At 70.5% G+C, this 15,275-nt stretch carries 12 protein-coding genes; 10 read left to right on the forward strand and 2 right to left on the reverse strand.

Features of this window, described 5'->3' with window-relative positions; all coding sequences use genetic code 11:
* The first annotated feature begins 114 nt into the window (after positions 1 to 114).
* The gene (ilvC, locus tag AB0I73_RS20135) at positions 115 to 1,113 is read left to right on the forward strand and encodes a ketol-acid reductoisomerase (protein ID WP_202276104.1); all 999 of its coding nucleotides are present in this window, start codon (positions 115 to 117) and stop codon (positions 1,111 to 1,113) included.
* A 370-nt stretch (positions 1,114 to 1,483) separates the two neighbouring features.
* Entirely contained in the window at positions 1,484 to 3,073 is a 1,590-nt protein-coding gene (gene serA, locus AB0I73_RS20140) for a phosphoglycerate dehydrogenase (RefSeq protein WP_363039152.1), read from the forward strand.
* Between the two features lie 144 nt (positions 3,074 to 3,217).
* Here the strand turns inward: serA and AB0I73_RS20145 are convergent, their stop codons facing one another.
* A complete protein-coding gene (locus tag AB0I73_RS20145; RefSeq protein WP_363039154.1) occupies positions 3,218 to 4,453 on the reverse strand; it encodes a helix-turn-helix domain-containing protein in 1,236 nt (411 codons plus the stop codon).
* A 177-nt stretch (positions 4,454 to 4,630) separates the two neighbouring features.
* On the opposite strand from AB0I73_RS20145, the gene AB0I73_RS20150 reads away from it, so the two are divergent.
* The 7 genes from AB0I73_RS20150 to AB0I73_RS20180 all read left to right on the forward strand — a co-directional run bounded on the left by AB0I73_RS20150 (position 4,631) and on the right by AB0I73_RS20180 (position 13,633).
* Positions 4,631 to 5,557: a proline dehydrogenase family protein gene (locus AB0I73_RS20150; RefSeq protein ID WP_363039156.1), complete on the forward strand. Its 927-nt coding sequence runs from the start codon at positions 4,631 to 4,633 to the stop codon at positions 5,555 to 5,557.
* A 54-nt stretch (positions 5,558 to 5,611) separates the two neighbouring features.
* Positions 5,612 to 7,252 carry an L-glutamate gamma-semialdehyde dehydrogenase gene (pruA, locus tag AB0I73_RS20155; protein ID WP_109381182.1) on the forward strand — a complete coding sequence of 547 codons (1,641 nt, stop codon included), beginning with the start codon at positions 5,612 to 5,614 and terminating at the stop codon, positions 7,250 to 7,252.
* 338 nt (positions 7,253 to 7,590) lie between these two features.
* A complete protein-coding gene (locus AB0I73_RS20160; protein ID WP_363039158.1) occupies positions 7,591 to 7,722 on the forward strand; it encodes a hypothetical protein in 132 nt (43 codons plus the stop codon).
* Between the two features lie 97 nt (positions 7,723 to 7,819).
* On the forward strand, positions 7,820 to 8,863 hold the full coding sequence (locus tag AB0I73_RS20165) for a 3-isopropylmalate dehydrogenase (RefSeq protein WP_363039160.1): 1,044 nt from the start codon (positions 7,820 to 7,822) through the stop codon (positions 8,861 to 8,863).
* Positions 8,864 to 9,113: 250 nt separating this feature from the next.
* Positions 9,114 to 10,202 carry a branched-chain amino acid aminotransferase gene (locus AB0I73_RS20170; protein WP_363039162.1) on the forward strand — a complete coding sequence of 363 codons (1,089 nt, stop codon included), beginning with the start codon at positions 9,114 to 9,116 and terminating at the stop codon, positions 10,200 to 10,202.
* A gap of 393 nt (positions 10,203 to 10,595) precedes the next feature.
* Positions 10,596 to 12,200: a citramalate synthase gene (gene cimA / locus AB0I73_RS20175; RefSeq protein WP_363039164.1), complete on the forward strand. Its 1,605-nt coding sequence runs from the start codon at positions 10,596 to 10,598 to the stop codon at positions 12,198 to 12,200.
* A gap of 92 nt (positions 12,201 to 12,292) precedes the next feature.
* A complete protein-coding gene (locus AB0I73_RS20180; RefSeq protein ID WP_363039166.1) occupies positions 12,293 to 13,633 on the forward strand; it encodes a hypothetical protein in 1,341 nt (446 codons plus the stop codon).
* Positions 13,634 to 13,784: 151 nt separating this feature from the next.
* Here the strand turns inward: AB0I73_RS20180 and AB0I73_RS20185 are convergent, their stop codons facing one another.
* Complete coding sequence (locus AB0I73_RS20185; protein ID WP_363039168.1) at positions 13,785 to 14,387, reverse strand: YceI family protein; 603 nt, start codon at positions 14,385 to 14,387, stop codon at positions 13,785 to 13,787.
* A gap of 531 nt (positions 14,388 to 14,918) precedes the next feature.
* Here AB0I73_RS20185 and AB0I73_RS20190 point away from each other — a divergent pair.
* A partial coding sequence (locus AB0I73_RS20190; protein WP_363039170.1) for a carboxyl transferase domain-containing protein occupies positions 14,919 to 15,275 on the forward strand: 357 nt, incomplete at its 3' end.

The following is a 15,275-nucleotide window of genomic DNA, read 5'->3' on the forward strand; positions in this document are numbered from 1 at the left end:
AACGGGGCGGTCGGCGACACTCCCGGCCGCCCGTATTCCGAGACTCCAAAACTTCCCGTCCCCTCACCGTCATACGGTGGGACGTGACACCTGCACACAAGGAGAGAACCCAAAGTGGCCGAGCTGTTCTACGACGCCGACGCCGACCTGTCCATCATCCAGGGCCGCAAGGTCGCGGTCATCGGTTACGGCAGCCAGGGCCACGCCCACGCCCTGTCGCTCCGTGACTCGGGTGTCGACGTGCGCGTCGGTCTGCACGAGGGCTCCAAGTCCAAGGCCAAGGCCGAGGAGCAGGGCCTGCGCGTGGTGACCCCGTCCGAGGCCGCCGCCGAGGCCGACGTCATCATGATCCTGGTCCCGGACCCGATCCAGGCCCAGGTCTACGAGGAGCACATCAAGGACAACCTGAAGGACGGCGACGCCCTGTTCTTCGGTCACGGCCTGAACATCCGCTACGGCTTCATCAAGCCCCCGGCCGGCGTGGACGTCTGCATGGTCGCCCCCAAGGGCCCGGGCCACCTGGTGCGCCGCCAGTACGAGGAGGGCCGCGGCGTTCCCTGCATCGCCGCCGTCGAGCAGGACGCCACGGGCAACGCCTTCGCGCTGGCCCTGTCGTACGCCAAGGGCATCGGCGGCACCCGCGCCGGCGTCATCAAGACCACCTTCACCGAGGAGACCGAGACCGACCTGTTCGGTGAGCAGGCCGTCCTCTGCGGTGGCACCGCGGCACTGGTCAAGGCGGGCTTCGAGACGCTGACCGAGGCGGGCTACCAGCCGGAGATCGCCTACTTCGAGTGCCTGCACGAGCTGAAGCTGATCGTCGACCTCATGTACGAGGGCGGCCTGGAGAAGATGCGCTGGTCGATCTCCGAGACCGCCGAGTGGGGCGACTACGTCACCGGCCCGCGGATCATCACCGACGCCACCAAGGCCGAGATGAAGAAGGTCCTCGCCGAGATCCAGGACGGCTCCTTCGCCCAGCAGTGGATGGACGAGTACCACGGCGGTCTGAAGAAGTACAACGAGTACAAGAAGCAGGACTCCGAGCACCTCCTGGAGACCACCGGCAAGGAGCTGCGCAAGCTGATGAGCTGGGTCAACGAAGACGCGTGAGCCGAGCACTCCGCGACGGCGCCGTGTCCGGGCCGCCCCGGCCCCGTCGGCGCCGTCGTGGAGGCTTCGCCCCACACCCCCGTATCTCCAATGCCACAGGGGCTGGATTCTTCGTTGGCAGGCCCGCCCGGCCACTTCCGGATGATCCTTCCGCAGTGACGCAGGACGACGCCCCGGCGCCACTACACTGCTGAGACATACGCGTCAGGCCCACAGCGTCGTGCGTCTTCCACGCGGCTAAGCGACACCGAGGAATGCAGGCCACCCCGGCGCCGCTCCCCTCCACCGCATGCGGCCGTCGGGACGGCCGTCCTCCCCCGTAGCGCCACCCGCGCACGGGCGGTGCCCCCATGGACATGTGAGGACTCACGTGAGCTCGAAACCTGTCGTACTCATCGCCGAAGAGCTGTCGCCCGCGACCGTGGACGCGCTCGGCCCGGACTTCGAGATCCGCCACTGCAACGGCGCGGACCGGGCGGAGCTCCTGTCCGCCATCGCCCCCGTGGACGCGATCCTGATCCGTTCCGCCACCAAGGTCGACGCCGAAGCCATTGCCGCCGCGAAGAAGCTCAAGGTCGTCGCGAGGGCCGGTGTCGGCCTGGACAACGTCGACGTCTCCGCCGCCACCAAGGCGGGCGTGATGGTGGTCAACGCCCCCACCTCGAACATCGTGACCGCCGCGGAACTCGCCTGCGGTCTGATCATCGCCACCGCGCGCAACATCCCGCAGGCCAACGCCGCGCTGAAGAACCACGAGTGGAAGCGCAGCAAGTACACGGGCGTCGAGCTCGCCGAGAAGACCCTCGGAGTCGTGGGACTGGGGCGGATCGGCGCCCTCGTCGCGCAGCGCATGTCCGCCTTCGGCATGAAGATCGTCGCCTACGACCCCTACGTGCAGCCCGCGCGGGCCGCGCAGATGGGCGTGAAGGTGCTGTCGCTGGACGAGCTGCTCGAGGTCTCCGACTTCATCACCGTCCACCTGCCCAGGACCCCCGAGACGCTCGGCCTGATCGGCGACGAGGCGCTGCGCAAGGTCAAGCCGGGCGTGCGCGTCATCAACGCCGCGCGCGGCGGCATCGTCGACGAGGAGGCCCTGTACGCGGCGCTCAAGGAGGGCCGCGTCGCCGGCGCCGGCCTCGACGTGTACGCCAAGGAGCCGTGCACGGACTCCCCGCTCTTCGAGTTCGACCAGGTCGTGTGCACCCCGCACCTCGGTGCCTCCACCGACGAGGCGCAGGAGAAGGCCGGCATCGCCGTCGCCCGCTCGGTGCGCCTCGCGCTCGCCGGTGAGCTGGTCCCGGACGCGGTGAACGTGCAGGGCGGGGTCATCGCCGAGGACGTCAAGCCGGGCCTGCCGCTCGCCGAGCGCCTCGGCCGGATCTTCACCGCGCTCGCCGGCGAGGTCGCGGTCCGCCTCGACGTCGAGGTGTACGGCGAGATCACCCAGCACGACGTGAAGGTACTGGAGCTCTCCGCGCTCAAGGGCGTCTTCGAGGACGTCGTCGACGAGACGGTGTCCTATGTGAACGCGCCCCTGTTCGCCCAGGAGCGGGGCGTCGAGGTGCGGCTGACCACCAGCTCCGAGTCGGCCGACCACCGCAACGTGGTCACCGTGCGCGGCACCCTCGCCGACGGCGAGGAGATCGCGGTCTCCGGCACGCTGGCCGGACACAAGAACGTCCAGAAGATCGTCGCGGTCGGCGACTACGACGTGGACCTCGCGCTCGCGGACCACATGGCCGTGCTCCGCTACGAGGACCGCCCGGGCGTCGTCGGCACCGTGGGCCGGATCTTCGGCGAGGCGGGCATCAACATCGCCGGCATGCAGGTCGCGCGCGCGGCGGTCGGCGGCGAGGCCCTCGCGGTCCTGACGGTCGACGACACGGTCCCCTCCGCGGTGCTGGCCGAGGTCGCGGCGGAGATCGGCGCGACGTCCGCCCGCTCGGTGGAGCTGGTCTGATCCCGCCGTCCCGGGCGCCCCGCCCCCGGGCCCCGTCCGGACTGAAAGGCGCCGGGCGGCCGAGAGGGTTCTCGGCCGCCCGGCGCCTTTCCCGTCGGCCGGGTGAACGAGACCGTCACCCGGCGCCGACGCACCTCCTGGTGATCACAGGCGGTGCGCCTTCAGCGCCATGTGCAGCAGGAGCCGGTCCTCGCCGTCGTCCAGGTCGAGGCCGGTGAGCTGCTCGACGCGGGACAGGCGGTAGTACAGGGTCTGACGGTGGACGCCCAGTTCGGCGGCCGTGCGGCCGGCCTGGCCCGCGCAGTCGAGATAGGTCTCGGCGGTGCGGGCGAGTTCCCGGTGCGCCGGGGCGAGCAGCGGGCCGACGACGGGGTCGTGGGCGGCCCACGCGGGGAGCGCGGTCAGGAGCCGGTAGGGGCCGATCGAGGTCCACCGGGCCGCCGGGCCGAGCCGGGGCTCGGCCAGGGCGGCGCGGGCCGCCGCCGACGCCTCGCCCCAGGCGACGTCGAGTTCGGCGAGGCCGGAGCGGGGCGCGGCGATCCCGGCGGCCACGGCGGGACCGGAACGGCCGCCTCGGCCCTCCCGCGCGCCGACCGCCCCGTCCCGGTGTCCGGCGCCGCTCCCGTGCGCCCGTTCCAGGAGCCGCGAGGCGGCGGTCGTCGCCGGGGTCAGCACGTCGGACGCGCGCAGCCGCAGCAGCAGCGCCAGCGACACGTCCGCGGCCCCCCACGGCAGGGTGCACAGCGCCGTCGCGCCCGGCACCGTACGGACCGACGGGGCGTCCTCGGGGTCGGCGGAGGGCCACGGGGCCACACAGACCATGGTGTGCGGGCCGTCGGCGCGGCCACCGAGGGCGGTACGGAGTTCGGCGACCGCCATGTCGCGCTGCCAGTCGCGGTCCGCACTGAGGACGGCCCGCAGCTCGCGGGTCAGGTCCGCGCCGTGCTGCGCCTCGTCGGCGAGCAGCGCCCCGATCCGGGCCGCCACGCCCATGGCCGCGCTCAGCTGCCCCTCGGAGGGGCCCGGGTCGTAGTCCAGCAGCCAGACGTAGCCGAGGACGACACCCTTGTGGCGTACCGGCAGGCAGATACGGCCCCGGTGCACGCCCGCCTCCGGGGTTCTCGGGACCCGGACCGGACCGGTCGCGCGGGCGATGCCGAAACCCTCGAACCAGGCCCGGACGGCGGCCGTCGAGCGACGGGTGAGGATCGAGCGGGTCCGCACCGGGTCCAGCACGGACGGATCGAGGTCGCCCTCGCTGTCGTACGCGCCGAAGGCGATCAGCTCGAAGTCACGGTTCTCCAGGGTCGCCGGAGCGCCGAGCAGCTCCGAGATCTCGTCCACCAGCTCCTGGTATTCGCCCCTGCGTTCCGACGTCACCCCCGCATTGTCCCGCAGAACCGCGCGGCCTTCATACAACTGTCTGAGATCGACGGCACGGATGCGTGACAGCTGTCGATGGCCCACGCTCGAAGGAATCCCTAGGTTTCACGGTGGTTCTCCGTGCCGTACCCGAAACGTCGGGCAGCGGCCGTTTCGCAGCTTGTGGAGGTGCCCGTGCTGGGTCCCGTGATTCTCGCCGCGTCGCGCAGCGACCGGATGCGACGTCTGGTCTCGGCGGCCCCGGTGACCAAGCAGGTCGTCGACCGCTTCATCCCCGGGGAGACCGTCGACGAGATCCTGCCCGTCATCCAGGGGCTCACCGGCAACGGTCTCGAACTGACCATGGACGTCGTCGGCGAGGACATCACGACCCCCGGCCAGGCATCCGCCGCCCGCGACGCCTACCTGGAACTGGTCCGCATGCTCGCGCCGCTGGAGCTCGGCACCCGTGCCGAGATGTCGGTGAAGCTGTCGATGTTCGGCCAGGCGCTCCCCGGCGGCCATGAACTGGCGCTCGCCAACGTCCGCCCGGTCGTCGAGGCCGCCGCCGCGATCGGCACCACCGTCACCCTCGATGCCGAGGACCACACCACCCTCGACTCGATGTTCGCCATCCACGAGGAGCTGCGGAAGGACTTCCCGCAGACCGGCTGCGTCATCCAGGCCTACCTCTTCCGCACCGAGGCCGACGCGCGCCGCCTCGCCGCCGACGGCAGTCGCGTACGGTTGGTGAAGGGCGCCTACAAGGAGCCCGCCGAGGTCGCCTACCAGCAGAAACACGAGATCGACAAGGCGTACGTGCGCGTCCTGCGGACCCTGATGGAGGGCGAGGGGTACCCGATGATCGGGTCCCACGACCCGCGTCTGATCTCCATCGCCCAGGAGCTGGCGCGCGGCGCCGGACGCAAGATCGACGAGTACGAGTTCCAGATGCTCTACGGCATCCGCGGCGACGAGCACCTGCGCCTGGCCGCCGAAGGCCACCGCATGCGGGTCTACACGGCCTACGGCACCGACTGGTACGGCTACTTCATGCGCCGTCTGGCGGAGAAGCCGGCGAACCTGCGCTTCTTCCTGCGCTCGATGGTCAGCAAGGGCTGAGCCCGAGCACCACCGCTCACCCACTCACCGCTCAAGTCAAGGAGTACGGAAACAATGGACGCTGTGACCCAGGTCCCCACGCCCGTCAACGAGCCGGTGCACGGCTACGCCCCCGGCTCGGCCGAACGCGCCCGGCTGGAGGCCAAGCTCAAGGAACTGGCCGACAACCCGGTCGACCTTCCCTGCACCATCGGCGGCGAGAAGCGGATGGGCGGCGGCGAGCGCTTCGACGTCGTGCAGCCGCACAACCACAAGGCACGCCTGGGCACCTACGCCAACGCCACCCGGCAGGACGCCCAGGACGCGATCGACGCCGCCCTGGCCGCCGCCCCCGCCTGGCGCGCGATGTCCTTCGACGACCGCGCGGCGATCATCCTGCGCGCCGCCGAACTGCTCTCGGGCCCCTGGCGCGAGACCATCGCCGCCTCCACCATGCTGGGCCAGTCCAAGACCGCCCAGCAGGCCGAGATCGACAGCCCCTGCGAGCTGATCGACTTCTGGCGGTTCAACGTCCACTACGCGCGCGGCATCCTGGCCGAGCAGCCCCCGGCCAACTCGCCGGGCGTGTGGAACCGCATGGACCACCGCCCGCTGGAGGGCTTCGTCTACGCGATCACGCCGTTCAACTTCAGCGCGATCGCCGCCAACCTGCCCACCGCGCCCGCGCTGATGGGCAACGTCGTGGTCTGGAAGCCCTCCCCGACCCAGACCCACGCCGCCGTGCTCCTGATGCGGCTGCTGGAGGAGGCCGGACTGCCCAAGGGCGTCATCAACCTCGTCACCGGTGACGGCATCGAGGTCTCCGAGGTCGCGCTCGAGCACCGGGACCTGGCGGGCATCCACTTCACGGGTTCGACCAAGACCTTCCAGCACCTGTGGAAGACGGTCGGCAACAACATCGAGAAGTACCGCACCTACCCGCGGCTGGTCGGGGAGACCGGCGGCAAGGACTTCGTCGTCGCCCACCCGTCGGCCGACCGCGCGATCCTCAAGACGGCGCTGACCCGCGGTGCCTTCGAGTACCAGGGCCAGAAGTGCTCGGCGACCTCCCGCGCGTACATCCCGGCGTCCATCTGGAACTCCGGGTTCAAGGAGGAGTTCGCGGCCGAGGTCGACGGCATCAAGATGGGTGACGTCACCGACCTGTCCAACTTCATCGGCGCCGTCATCGACGAGCGGTCCTTCGCCAAGAACAAGGCCGCGATCGACCGCGCCCACGAGGACCCGTCCTGCACGATCGTCGCGGGCGGCAGCTACGACGACTCCGTCGGCTACTTCGTCCGTCCGACCGTCGTCGAGTGCGACGACCCGGACAACGAGGTCTTCCGCACCGAGTACTTCGGTCCGTTCCTCGCCGTGCACGTCTACGACGACAGCTCCGCCGAGAAGTACGACGAGATGCTGACCCAGATGGAGGCGGTGTCCGACTACGCGCTGACCGGCTCGGTCATCGCGAACGACCGCGCGGCCGCCGCGTACACGATGGAGAAGCTGCGCTACGCGGCCGGAAACTTCTACATCAACGACAAGTCGACCGGTGCCGTCGTCGGCCAGCAGCCCTTCGGCGGCGGTCGCGCCTCCGGCACCAACGACAAGGCCGGCGCCCCGCAGAACCTGATGCGCTGGACCCTGACCCGTGCCATCAAGGAGACGCTGGTCCCGCCGACCGACTACACGTACCCGCACATGGGCTGACGCCCCCCCCGGCACGGGGCCTTCGTACCCGCTGCCGCCGCCCCGTCGGACGGGCCAGGTCGTACGGACCTGGCCCGTCCGACGTTTTCGCAGGTCGCGGGGGTGTGACGCGGTCCACTGTCTCAGATAGTAGGAAGTCCGAGTAATTGTGCAGACAGATGCTCCGCGCGCCTTTAGTTTTGTAGGAGCCGAACGTCTCGCTCGACCAAGCGAACGGCGGTCGTGAGCCGGGCCCCGTGCAGGCAATCCCTGCGGCCTCCGCTCCCCGCCCCTTCCGGTGACGCGTTTCCCCCTCCGCATTCCCGTCTCACCAGGCTTGTCGAAGGAGTCGATTCCCCATGCCCGAGACCGCTGTCCGCCGCCGCGTCCGCCACGTCTCCCGTACGAGCGAGTCCGACCGCAAGAACGCCGCGGCCGCCCTCCAGCGTGCCCTCGACCGCCGGGACAACGGCGGTTCGACCGGCCACTGAGCCGCTCCGGGCGGTCCCGGTCGGCGATCCCCTCATGCGGGTGTCCGCATCCCGGACGGCTCGTGTCAGAGCATGGGACGAGGAGTAGGGTGCCCGCATGTCTCGCAGCATCAATCTCGCAGTGATTCCCGGTGACGGCATCGGCCAGGAGGTCGTGACCGAAGGTCTCAAGGTCCTCTCCGCCGTCCTTCCGCAGGATGTGAAGCTGGAGACCAGGGAGTACGACTTCGGCGCGCGGCGCTACCACGCCACCGGGGAGACCCTCACCGACGCCGACCTCGACGCGCTGAAGCAGCACGACGCCATCCTGCTCGGTGCCATCGGCGATCCGAGCGTCCCCTCCGGGGTCCTGGAGCGCGGCTTCCTGCTCAAGCTCCGCTTCGCCTTCGACCACCACGTCAACCTGCGGCCGTCGAAGCTCCTGCCGGGTGTGTCCACGCCGCTCGCGGGGCAGCCGGAGATCGACTTCGTCGTGGTCCGGGAGGGCACCGAGGGCCCGTACACCGGCAACGGCGGCACCATCCGCAAGGGCACCGAGCACGAGGTCGCCACCGAGGTCTCCGTCAACACGGCCTACGGTGTCGAGCGTGTCGTGCGCGACGCCTTCGCCCGCGCCCAGGACCGCCCGCGCAAGAAGCTCACGCTGGTCCACAAGAACAACGTGCTGACCTTCGCCGGCCACCTGTGGACGAATGTCTTCAACAAGGTGGCCGCGGAGTACCCCGAGGTCACCACCGACTACATCCACGTCGACGCCGCGACGATCTACCTCGTCACCCAGCCCGAGCGTTTCGACGTGATCGTCACCGACAACCTCTTCGGTGACATCATCACCGACCTCGCCGCGGCCGTCTCCGGCGGCATCGGCGTCGCCGCGAGCGGGAACATCAACCCGTCCGGCGAGTTCCCGTCGATGTTCGAGCCCGTGCACGGCTCGGCCCCGGACATCGCCGGCCAGGGCAAGGCGGACCCGAGCGCCACGGTCCTCTCCGTCGCCCTCCTCCTGCGCCACCTCGGCCACGACGCCGAGGCGGCCCGCATCGAGGAAGCCGTCTCCGCCGACCTCGCGGAGCGCGGGGACCTGCCCGCGCGCAGCACCTCCGAGATCGGCGACGCGCTCGCCGTACGCGTAGCCGGCTGACCGGGCGCGCACACTCGACACCATGAGAAGCCGCCGGTCGCAACCGCCCGGCGGCTTCCCCATGTCCCCGCCGGGTGCCACCATCGACCACCGGGCCGCATTCACCCCGTGTTCCCTCCGCCTCAGCCCCCGGGCGATAATCGAACGCGGAGCCGCGGAATGAGGGAATGCTCGGACGTCCTACCACTGGCCACCGGCCGTACGGGCGTGAGCGCGGCCCGTCACTACAACCGGTGAAGGACAACCATTCATGACGACGCCCACGATCGAGCTCAAGCCCTCCGCCCACCCCCTCTCGGACGCCGAGCGAGAGGCGATCCTGGCCCACCCGGGGTTCGGCCGCCACTTCACCGACCACATGGTGACGATCAAGTGGACCGAGGGCCGGGGCTGGCACGACGGACAGCTCGTCCCCTACGCGCCGATCCCCCTCGACCCGGCGACCCACGTCCTGCACTACGCGCAGGAGATCTTCGAGGGCCTGAAGGCCTACCGCAGGCCCGACGGGTCCGTCGCCACCTTCCGTCCCGAGAAGAACGCCGAGCGTTTCCAGCGCTCCGCCCGCCGCCTCGCGATGCCCGAGCTGCCGGTCGAGACGTTCATCGAGGCGTGCGACGTGCTGGTCGGGCAGGACAAGGCGTGGGTGCCGGCGCACGGCGGTGAGGAATCCCTCTACCTGCGCCCCTTCATGATCGCCACCGAGGTCGGACTGGGCGTCAAGCCGGCCAACGAGTACCTGTTCCTGGTGATCGCCTCCCCGGCCGGCGCCTACTTCCCCGGTGGTGTGAAGCCGGTCTCCATCTGGGTCTCCGAGGACCGCGTCCGCGCCGTCCCCGGCGGCATGGGCGACGCGAAGACCGGCGGCAACTACGCCGCCTCGCTGCTCGCCCAGGCCGAGGCCGCGGCCAAGGGCTGCGACCAGGTCTGCTACCTCGACGCCGTGGAGCACACCTGGGTCGAGGAGCTCGGCGGCATGAACCTGTACTTCGTGTACGGCAACAAGATCGTCACACCGGCCCTCACCGGTTCCATCCTGGAGGGCGTCACCCGTGACTCCCTGCTGAGCGTCGCCCGCGACCTCGGCTACGAGGCCGTCGAGGAGCGGGTCTCGGTCGACCAGTGGCAGCGCGACTCCGAGAACGGCACCCTCACCGAGGTGTTCGCCTGCGGCACCGCGGCCGTCATCACCCCCGTCGGCACCGTCAAGCGGGCCGGTGGCGAGTGGCAGCAGAGCGGCGGCGAGCCCGGCGAGGTCACCCTGCGCCTGCGCCAGGCACTGCTCGACATCCAGCGCGGCACGGCCGAGGACAAGCAGGGCTGGATGCGCCCCCTGGGCTGACTCCCGCCCGCCCCGGCAGGGCCGCCCGGACCTCACCCGTCCGCGGCGGCCCGTTCGGCGGGGCGGTTCGTCCGATCGCTGAAGGGCGGACACCCAGTGCCCGTATCCTGAGACGGACGATGATCGTCGAGCCGGGTTGTGCCACACTTCCCCCGTGCTCTCGTTCGCCATGATTATTGGCAGCAGGCGCGCCGGTCCGCAGTGACCGCCCTTACGACAACGTACAGGCGGACATCGTCGTCCTCGACCCGCGCGCAGACCTCTCGCACCCGCGAGGGGTTTTTCTGTTTCCTGGCCCACCAGAAGCCGGGGAGCCGGCGCGAGGGACCATGGGGGGACGGTGGAACCGGTCATTCCGGTAGACCGAGATCCAACATCAGGAGCCTTCAGACCATGACCGCAACCAGCGAGCCCGACGACTCGTTCCACGTCTTCGACACCACCCTGCGCGACGGCGCCCAGCGCGAGGGCATCAACCTCACGGTCGCCGACAAGCTGGCCATCGCACGGCACCTGGACGACTTCGGTGTGGGCTTCATCGAGGGCGGCTGGCCGGGCGCGAACCCGAGGGACACCGAGTTCTTCGCCCGTGCCCAGCAGGAGATCGAGTTCCGGCACGCCCAGTTGGTCGCCTTCGGTGCCACCCGCCGCGCCGGCACCACCGCCGCCGAGGACCCGCAGGTCAGGGCGCTCCTCGCCTCCGGCGCGCAGGTGATCACGCTGGTCGCCAAGTCCCACGACCGCCATGTCGAGCTCGCCCTGCGCACCACCCTGGACGAGAACCTGGAGATGGTCCGCGACACCGTCGCCTTCCTCAAGGCCGAGGGCCGCCGGGTGTTCGTCGACTGCGAGCACTTCTTCGACGGCTACCGCGCCAACCCCGAGTACGCCAAGTCGGTCGTCCGCACGGCCGCGGAGGCCGGTGCCGACGTCGTCGTCCTGTGCGACACCAACGGCGGCATGCTCCCCGCCCAGGTCCAGGCCGTGGTCTCGACGGTGCTCGCCGACACCGGCGCCCGGCTCGGCATCCACGCCCAGGACGACACCGGGTGCGCGGTCGCCAACACCCTCGCCGCCGTCGACGCGGGCGCCACCCACGTCCAGTGCACGGCCAACGGCTACGGCGAGCGCGTCGGCAACTCCAACCTGTTCCCGGTGGTGGCGGCGCTGGAGCTCAAGTACGCCAAGAAGGTCCTGCCCGAGGGCCGGCTCCGGGAGATGACGCGCATCTCGCACGCCATCGCCGAGGTGGTCAACCTGACCCCGTCCACCCACCAGCCCTACGTGGGTGTCTCCGCCTTCGCCCACAAGGCGGGGCTGCACGCCTCCGCCATCAAGGTCGACCCGGACCTGTACCAGCACATCGACCCCGAGCGGGTCGGCAACACCATGCGGATGCTGGTGTCCGACATGGCAGGCCGCGCCTCCATCGAGCTCAAGGGCAGGGAACTCGGCATCGACCTGGGAGACGACCGCGAACTGGTCGGCCGGGTCGTGGAGCGGGTCAAGGAACGCGAGCTCAAGGGCTACACGTACGAGGCCGCCGACGCCAGCTTCGAACTGCTGCTGCGCGCGGAGGTCGAGGGCAGACAGCTGAAGTACTTCGACGTCGAGTCCTGGCGCGCGATCGTCGAGGACCGCCCCGACGGCACCCACGCCAACGAGGCCACGGTGAAACTGTGGGCCAAGAGCGAGCGCATCGTCGCCACGGCGGAGGGCAACGGTCCGGTCAACGCCCTGGACCGGGCCCTGCGCGTCGCCCTGGAGCGGATCTACCCGCAGCTCGCCAAGCTGGAGCTGGTCGACTACAAGGTCCGCATCCTCGAGGGCAAGCACGGCACGCACTCCACCACCCGGGTCCTGATCTCCACGTCCGACGGCGCGGGGGAGTGGTCGACGCTGGGTGTCGGGGACAACGTCATCGCCGCGTCCTGGCAGGCGCTGGAGGACGCGTACACCTACGGCCTGCTGCGGGCCGGGGTCGAACCGGCGGCCTGAGGGGACCGGGCCCGGCAGGGGTCCCCGCGACGGCGCGGGGCCCTGCCGGGCCCGATGCCCGTTTCCGGCCCGGTTCGGGTAGCTTCGAACACATGAAGGACGCGCTGACGCGTACCCTCGTACGCCTGCTGATCGTGCCCGTGGCCGCCGCGCTGGCGGTTCTGACGGCCGGGGCGCCGGGCGCGCACGCGGCCACCGACCTCTCGGCCGTGGCCCAGGCCCTGCGCGAGAGTCCCGTCTACGTCGATCCCGAGGCGAGGAACATCCTGTCCGAGTCGGACGCCGAGGCCCTCGCGAACAAGATCGAGGACGCGGACAAACCCGTCCTCGTGGCGGTCCTCCCGGCCGGTTACCCCACCGAGAACCTCTTCCGGAACCTGCGCACCGAGACCGGCGTCACCGGTCTGTACGGCATCCGTCTCGGCGACCGGTTCGACGCGCGCGCCGACAGCAGCGTGCTGAGTCGCCAGGGCGTGCAGAACCTGGTCACGGCCGTGCAGGGCGCGGGGGACGCCAAGGCCCAGCTGAACGACTTCGTCGACGACGCGCTGCGCAACACCGGCGGTTCGGCGCCGAGTTCCTGGAGCGGCGGGTCCGACGGCGTCCCCGTCGGCGGACTGATCACCGTCGGCACCCTGCTGGTCGCCGGCGGCGCGGGCGCGTACGCGGTGTCCCGGCGCAACCGGCGTCGGACCATGGAGCACGCGGCGGAGCAGCGGGCCGCGCTGGAGAAGCTGCGGGTGGTGGTCGACGAGGACATCACCGCGTTCGGCGAGGAACTCGACCGGCTCGACTTCCACCCCGGTGAGCCCGGCGCCGACGACGCCATGCGCGCCGACTACGAGCGTGCGCTGGATTCCTACGAGCAGTCCAAGCGGTTGATGGACGCGGCCGGCAGGCCGGAGGACGTCCGCGCGGTCACCCGGGCCGTGGAGGAGGGCCGCTTCGCGCTGGCGCGGCTCGACGCCCGCCGTGCGGGCCGGTCGCTGCCGGAGCGCAGGCCGCCCTGCTTCTTCGACCCGCGCCACGGCCCCTCGGTCGCCGACGCCCTCTGGACACCCCCCGGTGGCACCGAGCGGGAGGTCCCGGTCTGTGCGGCGGACCGGACCCGCCTGGCCGACGGCCACGACCCGGCCGTCCGCGAGGTCGACACCGACCGGGGCCGCCGCCCCTACTGGGAGGCGGGACCGGCCTACGGCCCCTGGGCGGGCGGCTACTTCGGCGGCGGTCTGCTGCCCGGTCTGCTCGTCGGCACGGTGCTCGGCGGCATGATGGCAGGCCCCTCCTACGCGGCCGACTACGGCTCCGGCTACGGAGACTTCGGCGGCTACACGGGCGGAGACGTCTCCGGCGCCGACTTCGACAGCGGGGACTTCGGCGGCGGCTTCGGCGGGGGAGACTTCGGCGGCGGGGACTTCGGCGGAGGGTTCTGAGTGCCGGGCCACGGGGAGACGCCGGACACCGGGTCCGCGCCCGGTTCCGGGGTCAGGTCCAAAGATGCCGAGCGCCCGCCCTCCCGTACGGGGGTACCGGGGGGCGGGCGCGCTCAGGGGTGGCGGCGGTCAGGGCCGCGCCGTCGGCGGATCAGGCGTTGCGGATCGCCGAGATGTCGAAGTTCAGCTTGATCTTGTCGGAGACCAGGACGCCGCCCGTCTCCAGTGCCGCGTTCCAGGTCAGGCCCCACTCGGAGCGCAGGATCTCGGCCTTGCCCTCGAAGCCGACGCGCTGGTTGCCGAACGGGTCGGTGGCGGAGCCGTTGAACTCCAGGTCGATGGTGAGCGGCTTGGTGGTGCCGAGGATCGTCAGGTCACCGGTGATGCGGTAGTCGTCCCCACCGAGGGCTTCGGCCTTGGTGGAGCGGAACGTCATCGTCGGGAACTCGTCGGTCTTGAAGAAGTCCGAGCTCTTCAGGTGACCGTCACGGTCGGCGTTGCCCGTCTCGATGCTCTCCATCACCACGTCGAGGGTGGCGGTGGAGTTGGACGGGTCGGAGCCGTCCAGGTGGAGCGTGCCGGTGAAGTCCTGGAAGCTGCCCTTGACGTTGGTGACCATCGCGTGCCGGGCGACGAAACCGAGGGTGGTGTGCGCCGGGTCGATCGTGTAGTCGCCGGTCAGGGCGGCCAGGGCCGGGTTCACGGCGGCCGGGGCGGTCGCGGTCTCGTTGCTCTTGCGGCTGAAGATGCCCATGGTGTGTTCCTCCTGGGGACGGGGGATCGGATGATCCCGTTGAACGTTCAATCACTTTCAACGGGGCCTACTGTAGACACATTCCCTTTAAAGTTCAACATCTTTCGGGGGGTGCTTTCGAGGGTGCCGGAGGCGAGTCCCCTCCGGCCCCGTCCTTCATGTCCCGTACCGGTCCGTTCTCTCGAGCCGCTACTCTTTGCGGGGCAGGTCGACCCGAACGGGTGAACCCCGGACGAACATCCGTGAACGCCCTGGAGTGCGGGCGGAAAGTCGCCGAGGGTCCGGCGAATTCCCGGGCGCAGGGCGCCCGGCCGGGGTCGGGCCGCACCCTTCGCGAGGTCTGCGCCGCGCGGGGGTGTGAGGGGTGCCCCGGTCTCTGATTTTATTGGAACCCTACAAGCGGCAGGCCCTTCAAACAGTCGGAACGCCTGCATGTCGTCTCGGTTCTGTTCAGTGGCACCAGGAAAACGCCTCGGAGACTGTGAGGAGTCGACGGCTCGCATTCCCGGGTGAGCTTCGTAAGGTCACTACATGACCGTTTTGGATGAGGCGCCGGGTGAGCCGGCCGACGCGCGCGGACGCGTGGCCGAACTGCACGAGATTCGCGCGCAGGCGCTGGCCGGCCCGAGCGAGAAGGCGACCCGGGCGCAGCACGCCAAGGGCAAGCTGACCGCGCGGGAGCGCATCGAACTGCTGCTCGACCCGGGCTCCTTCCGTGAGGTCGAGCAGCTGCGCCGGCACCGGGCGACCGGCTTCGGCCTGGAGGCCAAGAAGCCGTACTCCGACGGTGTGATCACCGGCTGGGGCACGGTGGAGGACCGTACGGTCTTCGTCTACGCCCATGACTTCCGGATCTTCGGCGGTGCGCTGGGCGAGGCCCACGCCACC

This window comes from Streptomyces sp. NPDC050388, assembly GCF_040655635.1.
Classification (GTDB): Bacteria; Actinomycetota; Actinomycetes; order Streptomycetales; family Streptomycetaceae; genus Streptomyces.